At 35.4% G+C, this 14,918-nt stretch carries 12 protein-coding genes; 9 read left to right on the top strand and 3 right to left on the bottom strand.

What is annotated here, in order from left to right:
* Nucleotides 1–4: 4 nt before the first annotated feature.
* From M1R53_RS07510 to M1R53_RS07490, 5 genes are all read left to right on the top strand, one after another.
* Complete coding sequence (locus M1R53_RS07510; RefSeq protein ID WP_249242600.1) at nucleotides 5–841, top strand: ParB/RepB/Spo0J family partition protein; 837 nt, start codon at nucleotides 5–7, stop codon at nucleotides 839–841.
* A gap of 1 nt (nucleotide 842) precedes the next feature.
* Complete coding sequence (locus M1R53_RS07505) at nucleotides 843–1,736, top strand: PhzF family phenazine biosynthesis protein (RefSeq protein WP_085839833.1); 894 nt, start codon at nucleotides 843–845, stop codon at nucleotides 1,734–1,736.
* Nucleotides 1,737–2,399: 663 nt separating this feature from the next.
* On the top strand, nucleotides 2,400–3,041 hold the full coding sequence (locus M1R53_RS07500) for a cyclodeaminase/cyclohydrolase family protein (RefSeq protein WP_249242599.1): 642 nt from the start codon (nucleotides 2,400–2,402) through the stop codon (nucleotides 3,039–3,041).
* 73 nt (nucleotides 3,042–3,114) lie between these two features.
* Entirely contained in the window at nucleotides 3,115–4,917 is a 1,803-nt protein-coding gene (locus M1R53_RS07495) for an RNA/DNA-binding domain-containing protein (RefSeq protein ID WP_428979549.1), read from the top strand.
* 1,090 nt (nucleotides 4,918–6,007) lie between these two features.
* Nucleotides 6,008–9,652, top strand: coding sequence for an S-layer homology domain-containing protein (locus M1R53_RS07490; RefSeq protein ID WP_249242598.1), 3,645 nt, complete (start codon nucleotides 6,008–6,010; stop codon nucleotides 9,650–9,652).
* A gap of 587 nt (nucleotides 9,653–10,239) precedes the next feature.
* Here the strand turns inward: M1R53_RS07490 and M1R53_RS07575 are convergent.
* Nucleotides 10,240–10,374, bottom strand: a complete 135-nt coding sequence (locus M1R53_RS07575; RefSeq protein ID WP_283162599.1) for a hypothetical protein — start codon at nucleotides 10,372–10,374, stop codon at nucleotides 10,240–10,242.
* A 232-nt stretch (nucleotides 10,375–10,606) separates the two neighbouring features.
* On the opposite strand from M1R53_RS07575, the gene M1R53_RS07485 reads away from it, so the two are divergent.
* Both M1R53_RS07485 and M1R53_RS07480 read left to right on the top strand, forming a co-directional pair.
* Nucleotides 10,607–11,269: an ImmA/IrrE family metallo-endopeptidase gene (locus tag M1R53_RS07485; RefSeq protein ID WP_249242597.1), complete on the top strand. Its 663-nt coding sequence runs from the start codon at nucleotides 10,607–10,609 to the stop codon at nucleotides 11,267–11,269.
* Nucleotides 11,270–11,274: 5 nt separating this feature from the next.
* Nucleotides 11,275–12,429: an FRG domain-containing protein gene (locus M1R53_RS07480; protein WP_249242596.1), complete on the top strand. Its 1,155-nt coding sequence runs from the start codon at nucleotides 11,275–11,277 to the stop codon at nucleotides 12,427–12,429.
* Nucleotides 12,430–12,850: 421 nt separating this feature from the next.
* Here M1R53_RS07480 and M1R53_RS07475 read toward each other — a convergent pair whose 3' ends face one another.
* Nucleotides 12,851–13,294 carry a hypothetical protein gene (locus M1R53_RS07475; RefSeq protein ID WP_249242595.1) on the bottom strand — a complete coding sequence of 148 codons (444 nt, stop codon included), beginning with the start codon at nucleotides 13,292–13,294 and terminating at the stop codon, nucleotides 12,851–12,853.
* Nucleotides 13,295–13,394: 100 nt separating this feature from the next.
* Nucleotides 13,395–13,892, bottom strand: a complete 498-nt coding sequence (locus tag M1R53_RS07470) for a sigma-70 family RNA polymerase sigma factor (protein ID WP_249242594.1) — start codon at nucleotides 13,890–13,892, stop codon at nucleotides 13,395–13,397.
* A 291-nt stretch (nucleotides 13,893–14,183) separates the two neighbouring features.
* Here M1R53_RS07470 and M1R53_RS07465 point away from each other — a divergent pair, with 291 nt between their 5' ends.
* Nucleotides 14,184–14,375, top strand: a complete 192-nt coding sequence (locus tag M1R53_RS07465; RefSeq protein ID WP_249242592.1) for a DUF1659 domain-containing protein — start codon at nucleotides 14,184–14,186, stop codon at nucleotides 14,373–14,375.
* A 30-nt stretch (nucleotides 14,376–14,405) separates the two neighbouring features.
* Nucleotides 14,406–14,621, top strand: coding sequence for a DUF2922 domain-containing protein (locus tag M1R53_RS07460; RefSeq protein ID WP_249242591.1), 216 nt, complete (start codon nucleotides 14,406–14,408; stop codon nucleotides 14,619–14,621).
* The last annotated feature ends 297 nt before the right edge of the window (nucleotides 14,622–14,918 follow it).

Genomic DNA, 14,918 nt, shown 5'->3' with positions numbered 1-14,918 from the left:
TTATATGGCGAAAAAACTTGGCAAGGGCCTAGGCAGCCTCCTAGGCGTTGAAAGCATCACAGAAATCACAGAAAAGTCCAAAAACGAGCTAGTGGATATGGATATGGCATTGGTAGTGCCAACAGAGGCACAGCCGCGTCAGCTATTTAACGACGATACCATCAAAGAATTGGCAGAGTCCATAGAGAAAAACGGCTTACTTCAGCCAATAGTACTTAGACCAATGGCGAGTGGCAAATATCAGATCATAGCCGGCGAAAGACGTTACAGAGCCTTTAAAAAGCTAGATAGAAAAGTCATCCCAGCCATCGTGAGAGACTACAAAGACGAAGAAGTCGACAAGCTTCAACTTGTTGAAAATGTTCAAAGAGAGGACTTAAACCCTTATGACGAGGCCATTGCTTATTTAAAATTAAAAGAAAAGTACGGACTAAAGCAAGAGGACATCGCCAAAGCAGTTGGCAAATCCCGTCCATATATCTCGAACATGACAAGGATATTATCCCTTGAAGATGAGATACTTGAAATGCTTAAGAAGGGCGAGATTACAGTATCACACGCAAAACTTATCTTATCACTTGATACAAAAGAAGAGCGATTAAAACTTGCTCATAAAATAAAAGACGCAGGCCTAACAGTTAAAAAGACAGAAGAAAATACACGTAAGCCAAAGAAGGCAAAGCCAGAAGACATCTACATCAAAGACATTCGCGAAAGACTTGAAGACTTTTTATCAACAAAAGTTTCGATCAAGCACACAAAACGCGGCGGCTCTATCACGATCGATTATTACACAGATGACGACCTAACAAGGCTTACAGACTTGATCACGGAGGATTAGTATGGATCTACACGTATACATCGTCGATGCCTTCGCAACATGCCGCTTCGGCGGAACACCCATCGGCGTAGTTGCCGACGCAGAAGGCCTTAAAGAAGAAGAGTACCAAATCATCGCAAATGAGCTCAGAGCAAGCCTCACAGCCTTTGCAGAGCCAGTAGACCAAGACGTTTTCAGAACTAGATACTTCACAAGCAAAACCGAACTCGAAGGCTCCGGACAAGGCTCACTTGCACTATTCTACGTGCTTACAAGCCTTGGCTATATCAAAGCCATTGAGAATGGTGTCAAGCTCGTCTACGAAGTGAACAGAAATTCAAAGAAAAAAGTCTACATCTATTACAAAGACTACAAGATAGAGAATTTAGAGATAGAAGTCTCTCGTCCAGAGATATTAAATACCTCGCCCGACATTTCAAATATGCTCAGCTCCATGAGCCTTTCTACAGCAGATATCGGTATCGATGGCGCAAAAGATGCTAGAGCAATGGTCGTGAAAGCAGAGGAGAATACACTCATCGTACCAGTTAGGACGAGACAAGCACTTTATGGTTATACACTAGACGAATTCAAATTCAGAGACGCAGCTAAGAGCATAGGCGTCGAAAACGTACACCTGTTCTACCAAGCGGAAGACGGCTTCTATTACGTAAGGAATTACACAAAAGACCTTGCCTTTGAAGAGGATAGTTCCTCAGCATACGCTAATGCGGCGCTGCACTATTATTTGATAAAAAATAAATTAACCACAAAGCTCAAAGCCAAGATGCTACAAGGCGAGACCATGAACAGACCGTCAAGAGTACAAACGCGCTACTTAGAGGATAAGGATTCAGCGTTTATTACGGTTATGGGGATGGCACGGATTTCTTTGGATGGAATTTTGAATATATAATTTCGCATTCAAATTTCGTCTGGAAGTCGTTCGATTTTTTTCAATGCTCACGTACCATTAGTACGGTTAAGTCTATGCACCAAGAGAACGAGCTTTAGCGAAGTTCGATTGGCTATGCATGCCTTATGCCAGAGTTTACAAAGGTATGGAGCAAAGCGAACATAGCTTTGATTAATCTTACGGATCGCTTGTCAAAAATTTCCAATTCGCCTCATGCATCAATTTGCTCTGCGAAATTCAAGTTGGTTCTAATACAATAGTGAAAAAAAATTGTTATTTATGAGCGCAGCATTTGGAAAAAAACTGTAATTAGTGAGAAAAGATATGTTCCAAAAGCAGCGCATTGAGACAAATTGCTTCAATTGCTTTGCGTAGGACGACGGCCAAAAATCCATCTAGTGGAGCGTAGCGAACGAATATGGATTTTTAGTCGGACAAGCTTAGCAATTGTCAATTTGATGAACTAAGCTGCGTGGAACTATCTTTTCGATGTGCAAGCGAAGGAAAACGATTTTTGAAGTGCAAATAAATAATATTTGATAGGCCCTATATATAAAGGAAGACAATTTACAAAAAAATTTACAAAACAAAAAAGTATACATCGTGGCTCAGCCATAATCAAGGCAAAGCCATTCCAAATACAAAATATCAAGGAGGAAAATTATGTTAATCGAAAAAACACTAAGAGATTATTTAAAAGAAGTTAGATCAGACTCACCAGCACCAGGCGGTGGCTCAGTTGCAGCCTATTCATCAGCACTAGGCGCATCACTTACAAACATGGTCATGGCGCTAACAGAAAGCAAAAAAGCCTTCGCAGAGCTACCAGAATCAGACCAAAACACAATGAAAGACTACTCCAAAAAACTAGTAGCAGTATGCACAGAGCTTGAAGACATCGTCGACACAGACTCAACAGCATTCAACGATGTAATCAAAGCACTTAAGATGCCAAAAGAAACAGACGAAGAAAAGAAAATCAGATCAGAAAAAATACAAGAAGGCTACAAAATCGCGCTAGAAATACCATTCAGATGCGCAGAATTAGGCCTAGAAGCCATGGCAATGCAAAAGATATTCGCACAAAACGGCAACATCAACGCAATCACAGACGTTGGCGTAGGCTGCCTACTATTACAAACAGGCGTTGAAGGCGCATTACTAAACGTTACAATCAACCTAAAATCACTTAAAGACGAAGCCTTCAGAGAAGAAACAAGACATAAAGTCGAAGACATGCTAGAGGCTTCCAAAAAGTATAAAGAAGAAACACTTGCGATAGTATATAAGAGATTAGCAGAGTAGATATTATGGCGCTTCACTTGTGGAGCGTCAATTTTTCAAAATATTATGCAAATATTAAGGAAAGGAGGTCAAAATGACAAAAGAAGAGATAAAAAAACTTATTGCCAGTGGCGAGAAGATTGATGTCGAGCTAAAAGAGTCAAAAAATACACTCAATAAAGATATTTATGATACCGTCGCATCCTTTAATAATAGGACAGGTGGACACATCATATTAGGCGTTAACGACAAAAGAGAGATAGTCGGTGTAAATCCAGCAAAAGCAGATAAAATGATCAAAGATTTTACCACAGCCATAAACAATCCAAAAAAAGTCTATCCACCACTATACCTCACACCAGAGCATATCGTGGTAGATGGCAAAGACCTTATCTATATACGAGTGCCAGAGGGCAATCAAGTTTGTAGACACGGTTCAAGAATTTACGATAGATCATACGAGGGAGACGTCAACATTACAGACAGCTCAGAGCTAGTTTATAAGCTGTATGCGAGGAAACAAGGCAGCTACTTTGTCAATAAAGTTTATCCAAATCTAACACTTGAGTGCCTAGATGCGTCAATCATCGCAAAAGTCAGAAAGAGAGCGTCAATTAGAAATCAAAGCCACTCGTGGAAAGACATGACAGACGAGGAACTACTTAGAAGCGCAAACCTGATACTAATCGACCCACAAACAAACAGAGAAGGCCTTACACTAGCAGCCATACTGCTTTTTGGTAAAGACAACACCATCATGTCAGTACTGCCACAGCATAAGACAGACGCAATCTTTAGAGTAGTTAATAAAGACCGCTACGACGACAGAGACGTCATCACCACAAACCTTATTGATTCATACGATAGGCTCATAGCCTTTGGACAAAAACACCTAAATGACCTCTTTGTGCTAGATGGCATCGTCAATGTTAGTGCCAGAGACAGAATACTTAGAGAGATAGTCTCAAATACACTCGCTCACAGAGATTATTCAAGCGGTTTTCCAGCTAAAATGATTATCGATGACGAAAAGATAGTTGTTGAAAACAGTAACCTTGCACATGGCATCGGAGCTTTAGATATTAAAAATTTCGCGCCATTCCCTAAAAATCCACCAATATCCAAAGTCTTTAGAGAGATAGGACTAGCAGACGAGCTTGGTTCGGGCATGCGTAACACATATAAGTACACAAGACTTTATTCAGGCACAGATCCGATATTCGAGGAAGGTGACATATTTAGAACCATAGTTCCACTTAAGAGGATAGCTACAGAAAAAGTTGGTTCAGAAGAAGAGGATAATGGCAATGGAAATGTCGCTCTACAAAATGAGCATATAGCTGAACCAGAGAAAAATGATGATAAAAATGTCGCTCTACAGAAAAACGATGTCGCTCTACGAAATGAGACTATCACTGAATCCGAGGAAAATGATAAAGAAAATGTCGCTCTAGAAAAAAACGATGTCGCTCTACGAAATGAGACTATCACTGAATCCGAGGAAAATGATAAAGAAAATGTCGCTCTAGAAAAAAACGATGTCGCTCTACAAAATGAGCATATCACTGAATCCGAGGAAAATGATAAAGAAAATGTCGCTCTAGAAAAAAACGATGTCGCTCTACAAAATGAGCATATGACTGAATCAGAAGAAAAAGATGATAAAAATGTCGCTCTAGGAAAATCAAATGTCGCTCTACAAAATGACACAAAAACAAGTAAAGATTTAATTGACTTTATAAAACTCGAGATAAAAAAAGATAATACAATATCAAGACAAGAAATAGCAGACAGAGCAAAGGTTAGCAAGAAAACTATTGAAAGACTAATAAAAGATATTCCAGAAATTAAATATGTCGGAGTAGGAAGACATGGCCACTGGGAACTAAACGAGTAATATCTAAAACTATCTTCCTATAATATATATAGACGCTTCACACGAGGCGTCTTTTTCTTTGAGAATGGCCTTGCCACTTCGTAAACGATCACCCGCAAAACCATTGCCATAATCCAAACAAAAAAGCAGTACACATGTACTGCCTTTGGGGATGGTATATTTAAGGAAAGCAAAGGGCAAAAGAAATCAATAACGAAGGAGGATTTCTTTATTTAACCCAAGCTTAGGCATAGCCCGCGCCTAAGAATTCGTCATAAGTAAATATTTCGTGAAACGAGACTTGGGTAGCCATACAAAGTATGACCTACGAAGGAGAATCCCCTTACTTTCCTAGTAGTCTAGCAAAATAAACTACATAGTGTATTATATTATAAAAGGAAGACAAAGTCAAGAAATTTATGCATCAATACCATGCACATGGCTAGCGCGCTTCGTAAATCATAGACAAATACACGTATATGTGACAGATTTAAAATATTTATACCAAATATTCAAATATATAACTTCAATATATAATCCCAATAAAAGAAGGCTTTTTAGCAAAAGCCTTCTTGCGATCCAAAATACTTGCTTATTTTAAATCTATAAAAATATTAATACCAAATATTCATACATATATAAGCCATAAAAAAAAGACTTTTTTTGCAAAAATCTTCTTGCGATTGAAAATATTTCTATTTTTAATCTAAATAAATATTCAAATATATCGCCTATATATATAGGAAGACTTTTTTGCAAAAGCCTTCTTTTTTCACGCAAATAGTATTTTGTAACACACTCTTAACATACAAAACACATTTTCTGTGTTATAATGTAATTGTAAATAAAGTACCACTAAAATTGTTTTGAGCAAGAAACAAGCTTGAAAGCCTAATAAAACGGCTGCAAGCTCGCAAGAAACTGACATTGTTACAGATATATTTAGAGCTGACTATCCATAAGAACAGACCCACAGCTCGTAACATACTTGTAACTGTGTTACAAGTATGTTACAGATAAAGCTTTTTACTTGCAAAATTCTTTTTTAGATGGTATAATACATTAAGAGTGTAGGCTTTTCCTACACAAATACAAAAGGAGGTCATTAGACATGAGTAAAAAATTACTTGCACTACTACTTGCATTAGTCATGATAGTAGGCTCATTTACTTCAGTTCTAGCTGAAAAGGCTACTGAAACTAAACCAGAAGACAAAAAAGAACCAGTAGCAACAGAAAAGAAGGATGAAAAGTCTGAAGAAAAGAAAGACGAAAAATCCGAAGAAAAGAAGGAAGAAAAGACTGAAGAAAAGAAAGAAGAAAAGAAAGAAGAAAAGAAGGAAGAAGTTAAGGACGAATACCTAGCAAAAGCTATCGACGTTCTTAAGAAAGCCGGATTCATTTCTGGTTATTCAAAAGATTCAGAAGACTTCAAAGCTGAAAAGAACGTAACTAGAGCAGAATTTGCTTCTATGATCGTTAGAGTTAAAGGACTTGAAGCTTCAGCTAAAGCTTTAGCTAACCTTCCTACAGGATTTAAGGACGTTCCAGCTAACCTTTGGGCTAACGGATACATCGCAGTTGCTAAACAACAAGGCTTTGTAAACGGTTACCCTAACGGAACATTCCAACCAAACAAACAAATATCTTACCAAGACATGGCTACAATGCTTACAATCGCACTTGGCCAAAACGCTCCTGGAGATGTTTATCCAGCTGGTTACATCGTTAAAGCTCAATCATTAGGACTATTCAAAAACGTTAACCCACTAGCTTACACAGACATGGCTACAAGAGGAGACGTTTTCAAGATGGTTTACAACATGATTACAAGCAAAGAATTTGGCGAAAGAAAGATCGTTAAAGCTATCGTTCTAGAAAACTCAAGAGTTGAAAAGATGGCTGACGACGAAATCGTTGTTGAAGTTATTAAAGTTGTTCAAGAAGCTAACTGGGTTGACGGAAACAGAACTAAGAGAGGCGACCAACACAAATACGTACTTGACAAAGATCTTAAGTTAGACCCTGAAGACTTACTTGGTAAAGTTATTGACTTAACAGTTAATAAAGAAGACAAGATTGTTAACGTTACAGTTGATAAGACATACAACTACTTTGAAGGCGACATCACAAGCGTTGACTACAAGAAATTTGGTCTAAACCGTAACAAGTATTCAGCTTTATTTGACGAAAGATATGCTGGAGAAGACGAAAGAATCTACAGAACTTATCTAAACGACAAAGACTACAAGTATGAAGACTTTGCTAGAGGATACAAAGAAGGCAACTATGATTTTGCTAGAGTTACTGTAAAGAACGGTAAAGTTATCTTCATCGATGCTTACCAATTTACAGATATTGCACCAGTAGAATCAGTAAAAAATGAAAACGTTTATTACTATGACGATGCTGACAATGCAAGAGTAAAAAGAGCAGCTGACTTAAGAAACAGAGTAACATTTAACAGCAATGGTAAATATTCTGTTGGCGAAAGAAAACTTATCGCAGCTGACGATGTTATCCACTTCTATGATGGATACAGAAGAGCTATTGTTAAAAAAGATGCTAAAACAGAACAAAAACTTACAGACACTCGTAGAAACAGTGATGGAGAAGAATTTATAGTATTAGAAGACAAAAATGAATATTACATTCACAATGTAAATGAAGTTCCATTCAGAGCAGTATATAGCTATGAAGGAAAAGAATTTAGAGTTGTAACAAGCAGATTTGACTTAAAACCTATCACAGGCAGAAAAGTTAAAGCTCTTATAGCTTTAGATGGATCAGTTCAACTTATCCAATCAGACCTTGCTTGGAATGACGGAATTAATGCTATTAAACAAATAGCTTCATACGGTGAAGTTAAGTTACTTCCTGCAAAGGGAGCTGCTTTCTGGTCTAAAGAAGGTAGAGACACTTATTACTATGACGCTAGAGTAAACAATACTGTATTACACAACGACTTTATGAAAGACGATATAGTATTCTATACAGGTGAAGGCGAAGAAGGTAAAGATCAAACTACAAACACTATGGGTCTTGTTGTTAGAAGAAAAGAAGCTAGAGGCTTAGGATACGAAAGAGAACAAGAACCTACTGGTATAACAGATAGGTACATCAAGAGAAACGGTGTAGTTTATAGATACTTTGACAACTTAAACGCATATTACATTGATGAAGATGGAGAATTACAACAAGTTGCTGATATGGCTAAATTTGTTGCTGGCAACAAAAACAATGCTAAATTAAAATCTTATGTAATGAGCGAATATGACCTTAAGAAATTAATCGAAGGTAAAAACATTAAGGGTGAAAGATACGCTAGAACTTACAACTTCTTAAGCGACAACGAAGCTGCTAAGAAAGTTGCAAGAATAGTAGTATTCACTGATACAGTTGAAAAATTAGACATGACTCAAGTATATGCATTAGTTACTGATACGTACAACTATATTGATAGAGTAAAATTTGTAGATGCAGAAGGTACTGTTTACACTGTAGACATTAGAGACTACAGAGGAGTACATGCTGACGAAATCAAGGAAGGCGACATCGTTGACCTAAGAATCTTCAATGACTCAAAAGAAAAAGCAATTATGAGAGGATTTGTTAAGAGATTCGTAGCTGCTGATAAAACTACTAGACCTGCAGTTCTTACAAAGAAAGGCTTACCACTTAAACATGCTATTAAGTCAATAACTTATAGACAAACTTACTGGTATGACTTTAACGACAACGGTGTTGAAGATGCTAACGAACAAGTATACTTCACAAAAGATACTAAGGTATTTAACGACAGAAGATCTGGATACGCTCAATTAGTAATGGATGAAAATCACTTTGTTGAAGTTATCAGATTTACTGACGCATCAGATAACCTTCCAGGAATGGATCTTGAGTTAACAGCTGTAAATTCACTAAGTGATGGACGTACAATTGTTATTCGTGACAATACTGGTGTTGAAAAACTATACACAGTACTTGAAGGTACTACTTTCTTAGATATTAACAATAGCTTTGTAGGTAGAGGACCTAAGGATACTACAGCATTTGTTAAAGCTAATATGAACAGAAATGTTGAACTTAAGTTTGACAATGTTGGTAACTTATTATCAGTAAGAGCTCTTAAGAACGCTGATGACATAGGCAAAGACTGGATTGCTAAAGCTGAAGCTGAATTAGCTACATTAAAGATTGACGATTTAGCTAATACTTTAACTGCTAAGGCAGACATCGAAGCTGAAATTGCAAAGAGAGCAAAAGCTTTATTATCAACAGAAGTAGCTAAAAATGTTTCAGTAACAGCTGAATTAGTAAACCTTGCAGCTTCAGGAACACCTGTATATGTAGGAACTGCTGCACCTGACGAAGGAAACGGTAAAGTTGTATTAACTTTAACAAGCGCACCAGCTTCTAAAGCATTAGCAGCTAAACCATTCCACGTAGAAACTGCAACAGAAGCAGGAAATGCAGCTAAAGCTCAAGCTGATAAAGAACAAAAAGCTATAATGGACTATATCGATGCACACAATAAGAAGTTTGAATTACCAAAAGGTACAACACTTAGTGATGCAACAACAGCAACTGCAATAAAGAATATTCTTGATGCAGTTCCAGGAATTGATAAAACTAAACTTTCTATAACTTCATCAACAGTAGTTACAGGAACAAATCAATATACAACTGTTATAAAATACACTGGCGCTACAACAGAATCAAAGACAGTAGTTATTGAATACACAGTTGCAAAATAGTTAACAATTAACTAAAATAAAAGAGGAGGGTCATATGACCTTCCTTTTTTGTACATAAATTTGAATTGAGCTAATTATAAGAAGTATATAATATAACTAGCATTTAACACAATCAATTACAATTACAACAATCATCTAATTTTTATAAATGTCAAATATAATTAATTTGTTATCTTTCATTGAATTGTTTTTTTATACATTTAATCCATGCTAGCATTTAGTGTACTCTAAAAGCTTTATTTACTTTCATATAAATAAATCATTAATTAAGTGGATTTGAAAAACTTATTTTGATCAGATTATTTAATAAAATCAATAAATTATATTCTTTCTATAAAATAACAAATAAAGTGTATAAAAACGACCTCTCAAAATCGATTTTAAGGGGCATTAAATTATTTTTAGGTATAATACTACTCCTTTATTAATATTAGGCTTATTATGACGGTATATGATTAAATGACCTAACAAAACCCATCGCACGAGCTTTATTTACAAAAGAAGACCCATAGCACCCATTAGTATAATAAGCGGCACTATAGGTCTTTTTTCATTTAATCATAGAATTTAACCTAAAACAATTTACGTCATTCTACGACTAGATCTTTTATTTCGCGTACTAGGCTTGCAATTGCCATTACAAATTCTGCTTTGTCTTTTGCAGTGTTTTTGAACATGAATTTTAAAGTCATAGCAAGTAGCGATATAAGTTTGTCAGTCATACTTTTACCTCCGTAAACATAAAAAAAGAGGCGTTATTGCCTCCTATAGTAAGTATGTAAGAAAAATGTTTTTATAAAAAAAGTAAAGCTTATTTCAAATAAACTTTGCTATTGCAGAAATAAGAAATCCTTTATATAATACTATGCATAAAGTAAATAAATTTAAAATTTTGACTGTAAAGCGCTTAAATTTTGTATCTTTTGTGGTATAATATGTATACAAGTGGTAAAAATGTTTATAATTTTATTAAAAGAAGGTGAAAGTGTAATGCCAGATTTAAAAACTTACGGTCAAATTTATGATGAAGAATTTTTAGAAAAGTTTGGAAAGTACAGAGGGGACGTAGAAAAAGCTAAGTTAGAAAAAGAGTTTGAGGTAGATGTTAAGAAGATAGCAGAGCTTTGTAAGATAGAAGTTACTGAAGATGATTTAGAAGTAGTTGAAGATCAAGATGAGATGGGTGCTTGCAAAATGATGCATGCTACTCACAAAAGTGCTTCTGTTGAGTATGAAACAGATATAGAGAAAAGACATATAGTGATTAATAAATATATAAGTAATCAAAGGCAAAGATTTTCAATTGCACATGAAATTGGATATATATTGATGGGATTTAAAGCCCCCAAAGACGCAAGTAAATTTCAAGTAGAATTAGAAAAGTTTATTTCAGATGTAAACTCTATTAACGCTAATTTCTTTGCAGTAGAATTATTAATGCCAGAAGATTTATTGAGAGATGCTCTTGAACATATTATGAGTGAACTTAACTATGATTCAACAAAAAAATTTTCTAGTACTGATATAGATATATTAACGGATAAGACTTCTATATTAATGAACGTTCCAAGGGAAACGCTTAAATACAGACTTAGAGAATTAGATATATTTGGGTGAGTAAAATGACGGATAACAATAAAAAATCTTATGCAGAAATTATTGATTGCTATAATGAGGATAAATGTTTTATCAAAAATACGATAGTGATAAAATATATTCCAAATATAAGCGAAGCCTTATCTGGAAATAGGAACTATAATATTACTAGTGTGAATTTGGTAGAATCAAACGATGAAAAAAATAAGGCGAAAATTGAAGAATTGGTTACAAGATGCAATAATTTAATCACTAGAGAAAAGAAGATAAGTCATTGGCAAGTATTTTATCTTTATAAGGAATTGCTACAGACTCTAACTGGAGACGGGCTGAACTTTAATTATTTTAGAGGTCAATCTGACAAAAATGATTTATTGCCAGGTGCATTAAGATATAGTAAGAATTCTGACTATATTAGAGATTTTGAAGGGTTGTATCTAAGATTATCTTATGAGTTTCCAGATATAATTAACTATGTATCTATGAGTGAAAGTAACATAGCTGAAAGAGAATCTAATTTATCTGTATTGCAGCACTATGGATTAAAAACTGCTCTTTTAGATATTACTAAGAATCCGTATATAGCAATGTTATTTATGTTACGAGAAAATATAGATGAGTATAGAAGTCCAACATTGTATTTATTCAAAATAAATGATCAGGAATTTGATAGCCCAACATTATTTTCAGAGGTGAGAAAAAGTCACACTAATGAACGAATTATTGCTCAAAAAGGGGCCTTTCTTAATTTTGAAAAAGTTCAAAAGAATAAACTATTAAAAGCAATTCCTTATGTTAAGATTATTTTAGAGTTTGATGAATATAAATATCAGGAAGCCCTCTATTTTGAAAAAGGTGCAAATTTAATGCGCAAATATGATTTGATTGAAAGTAATGAAATAGGAAGCGATGAAGATGTAAATAATATAAAAGAATCAAAAGATTATTATGAAAAGAATATCAATAAAATAATAGAGCTTTTTAACTCTGTGGAAACGACAAAGAAAGACTGTTTAGAATATATTAATAATGAGCTAACACAAAAATTAAAGGAATATTATTATTTAAAAGAAGACATGTTTCCAGATTTTGAAAACAGAATTAGATATTTATCAAATAAGTATATTTATGATGATATACAGAATATAGATTATAAAAAACGTAAGAATAAAAAAAGATAAAAACCCACGCTTCAAAACTCATCACACGCGTTTTATTTACAAAAGAAGACCCATAGTACTCCTTTCCAATCAAAAGGGGCTATGGGTCTTTTATTATGTCTTAGCTCAATCGTCTATTATTTTCACTATTTTAGGGGATTTATTTTTTATTAGGTGATTTATTTTCTATCTATCTCTTTTTGAAACAATAATCCATTTCCCCTTCTCTTGTTTCAGAAACTCGGCTTTTTTTGAAACAAGGCTATCTTTTTCTTTTCTTTTTTCAATTTATCTTGTGGACGATTTTTTCACTTCAAGTTTACCCATGCAAAGCCATAGCCATAACCATAACCATAACCATAGCCATAACCATAACCATAACCATAACCATTGCCATTATCATCATCTAAATGCATAAAAAAAGGATTGGGTACTTAGGTACTCAATCCCCGAATTTCTCGTCATAAGCTTTACTGATTCTGTCGCAGTCTTTGATTCTATCTCTGATTGTTCTTTTCTTTGCGAGCACTGGTATTTTTGTTAGGCCTTGGATGTGCACGTATCCGTCTTCGATGTCGTAGATTAGCGATCTGTTTAGGTAGATCATGGATCCGTCGCCTTTGGAGCGTAGTTTTCTGCATTTGATGCCTACTAGTCTTGTATCTCTGATTACGAGTGCAAGGCCTGTCTTTTTCTCGGCAACTGTTTTTGCCCACTTTCTGTAGCCTTTCTCGTCTGCAAGTTTATCTCTAAATAGTCTAGAAACTGCTGTTCTTATTGAAACTTTTAGGTTTTCAGCGCTCATGTCTTGGTATATGGCGACTGTCGTGTTTATTCCTTCACTATCGTAAGCTGGGATTAATGCCGCCAACTGCTTTTGTTTCATAATTTTTCCTCCTTATTATAGGTCTATTATAGTCCTTTATATTTTCTTTGTCAATAACTTTTTCTTATTTTATGTCAATATTTGTCTATTATTCTAATTTTCATACTTTAGTATTATGTCCCTGTTCTTTGTATAATTTTCTGAGTTTTTTAAGCAGCCCCGATATTTTCTTGGCGGCGGTGCTTTTTGAGTATCCAAGTGCGCGCCCTATGTCTTCGTAGTTCATCTCGGTGTAATAACGTAAATAGATGAGTTTTTCTTCTTCGTATGTGAGCTCTTTAAAAACTTTTCCTAAGGTGTCGTTGTAGAATAGTTTTTCGAAGTCGTCCATGCTGGTTTCGTCTTCTACGAGGAAGGCGTCGTCTAGTGGCTGTGTGTCTATGCCTTTTTTGTATTTACCAAGCAAATGGTATTTCATCCTGGATTTGATGTGTGCGAGTGCGTGTGCGCCTTTTTTGATGTCGAAGTCAAGTAGTGCCTCGAGTGCCACGACTCTGAGTTCTTGGATTAAATCTTCTAGCTCTTTGTAGTTTGGGTAGTAGCGTCTGATCTGCGCGAGCATTAGTGGTTTGAGTGCTTCTATGGCGTCTGTTGCCACGATGCCGCTTTCTTGATAAATTTCTGCGATTTTGTCAAAATTAATTTTCTTCTTCTGTCCTCCTTTTTATTTTCTTAAGATTATTGTAGCTACTAAACTATGTGTGTGGCAAACTCTACCTTATGCATAAATATTGGAAAACGCTGCAATTTTTAGACATTTCGCATATAAATTGGACGTTTGTGTGCACGATTTCCATAATTATGGTTTTTTTGTGCACGGGAAATATTGTCCTGATTTTGTATATATTAAGTGTAGGGCGAAAAGCTCTAGTGAAAGGGGGTGAGAAATATGGAAAAGACTAGTATAAGGGTTTACTTTACTGGTGAGCGTAACGGTGCGAAGAGAAATTTCTCTAAGACTGTTAACTTTATTAACCCAAGGGCTAATAATGACGCTCTTGGCGCTTTTAAAGGTGCTTTTTCTGCGCTTTTAGGTAAAGAAATATCTAGAGCGGTGAAGATCACTGTTGCTGAGCTATAATTTGGCTCTAATTTTTAGAAAGGGGGTGAAATGATGAAAAGATTACAAATGAAGTTCAAATGTGAGGACGGCAAAAATTATAACTTGTCTGTCCAAAATCCTAAGAACGGTCTTGACGCTAAGACTGTTAAGGAGGCTTTCCAAGCTATCGTTGACCAAAAACTTATTATGAATAAGGATGGTGGTGCGGTTAACGCGATGGAAGGAGCGAAAATTGTGACAACATCTGTTGAAACTCTATTTTAATTGATACTCATGTCGATAAAATAAAATAGTGCAGGTAATTAAGGGGGTTCGTATTGAAAGATATGGGCTCTCTTTTTTATTTCGCGTTCGATTTGCACATCGAAAATTGTTAAGTCCATGCACCAAGAGAACGAGCTTTAGCGAAGTTCGATTGGCTATGCATGCCTTATGCCAGAGTTTACAAAGAGACGGAGCATAGCGAACGTCGATTTGATTAAACTTACGGCTTTCCTTCGCTTGCTCGTCTACGAAAACTGATAATTTCTAAGCTTACTCACCTGTGGTCTCATATTCGTT

Origin of the sequence: Fenollaria massiliensis (genome assembly GCF_023347705.1) — a bacterium.
Classification (GTDB): domain Bacteria; phylum Bacillota; class Clostridia; order Tissierellales; family Peptoniphilaceae; genus Fenollaria; species Fenollaria massiliensis.
Note: the sequence above shows the minus strand (reverse complement) of the source record. Positions and strands in the feature narration are given on the sequence as shown.

What these genes read in the sequence shown, in the direction of transcription:
- M1R53_RS07510 (WP_249242600.1), top strand. Translation starts at nt 5, where the DNA reads ATGGCGAAAAAACTTGGCAAGGGCCTAGGCAGCCTCCTAGGCGTTGAA.
- M1R53_RS07480 (WP_249242596.1), top strand. Translation starts at nt 11,275, where the DNA reads ATGACGGATAACAATAAAAAATCTTATGCAGAAATTATTGATTGCTAT.
- M1R53_RS07500 (WP_249242599.1), top strand. Translation starts at nt 2,400, where the DNA reads ATGTTAATCGAAAAAACACTAAGAGATTATTTAAAAGAAGTTAGATCA.
- M1R53_RS07460 (WP_249242591.1), top strand. Translation starts at nt 14,406, where the DNA reads ATGATGAAAAGATTACAAATGAAGTTCAAATGTGAGGACGGCAAAAAT.
- M1R53_RS07490 (WP_249242598.1), top strand. Translation starts at nt 6,008, where the DNA reads ATGAGTAAAAAATTACTTGCACTACTACTTGCATTAGTCATGATAGTA.
- M1R53_RS07505 (WP_085839833.1), top strand. Translation starts at nt 843, where the DNA reads ATGGATCTACACGTATACATCGTCGATGCCTTCGCAACATGCCGCTTC.
- M1R53_RS07495 (WP_428979549.1), top strand. Translation starts at nt 3,115, where the DNA reads ATGACAAAAGAAGAGATAAAAAAACTTATTGCCAGTGGCGAGAAGATT.
- M1R53_RS07575 (WP_283162599.1), bottom strand. Translation starts at nt 10,374, where the DNA reads ATGACTGACAAACTTATATCGCTACTTGCTATGACTTTAAAATTCATG.
- M1R53_RS07465 (WP_249242592.1), top strand. Translation starts at nt 14,184, where the DNA reads ATGGAAAAGACTAGTATAAGGGTTTACTTTACTGGTGAGCGTAACGGT.
- M1R53_RS07485 (WP_249242597.1), top strand. Translation starts at nt 10,607, where the DNA reads ATGTTTATAATTTTATTAAAAGAAGGTGAAAGTGTAATGCCAGATTTA.
- M1R53_RS07475 (WP_249242595.1), bottom strand. Translation starts at nt 13,294, where the DNA reads ATGAAACAAAAGCAGTTGGCGGCATTAATCCCAGCTTACGATAGTGAA.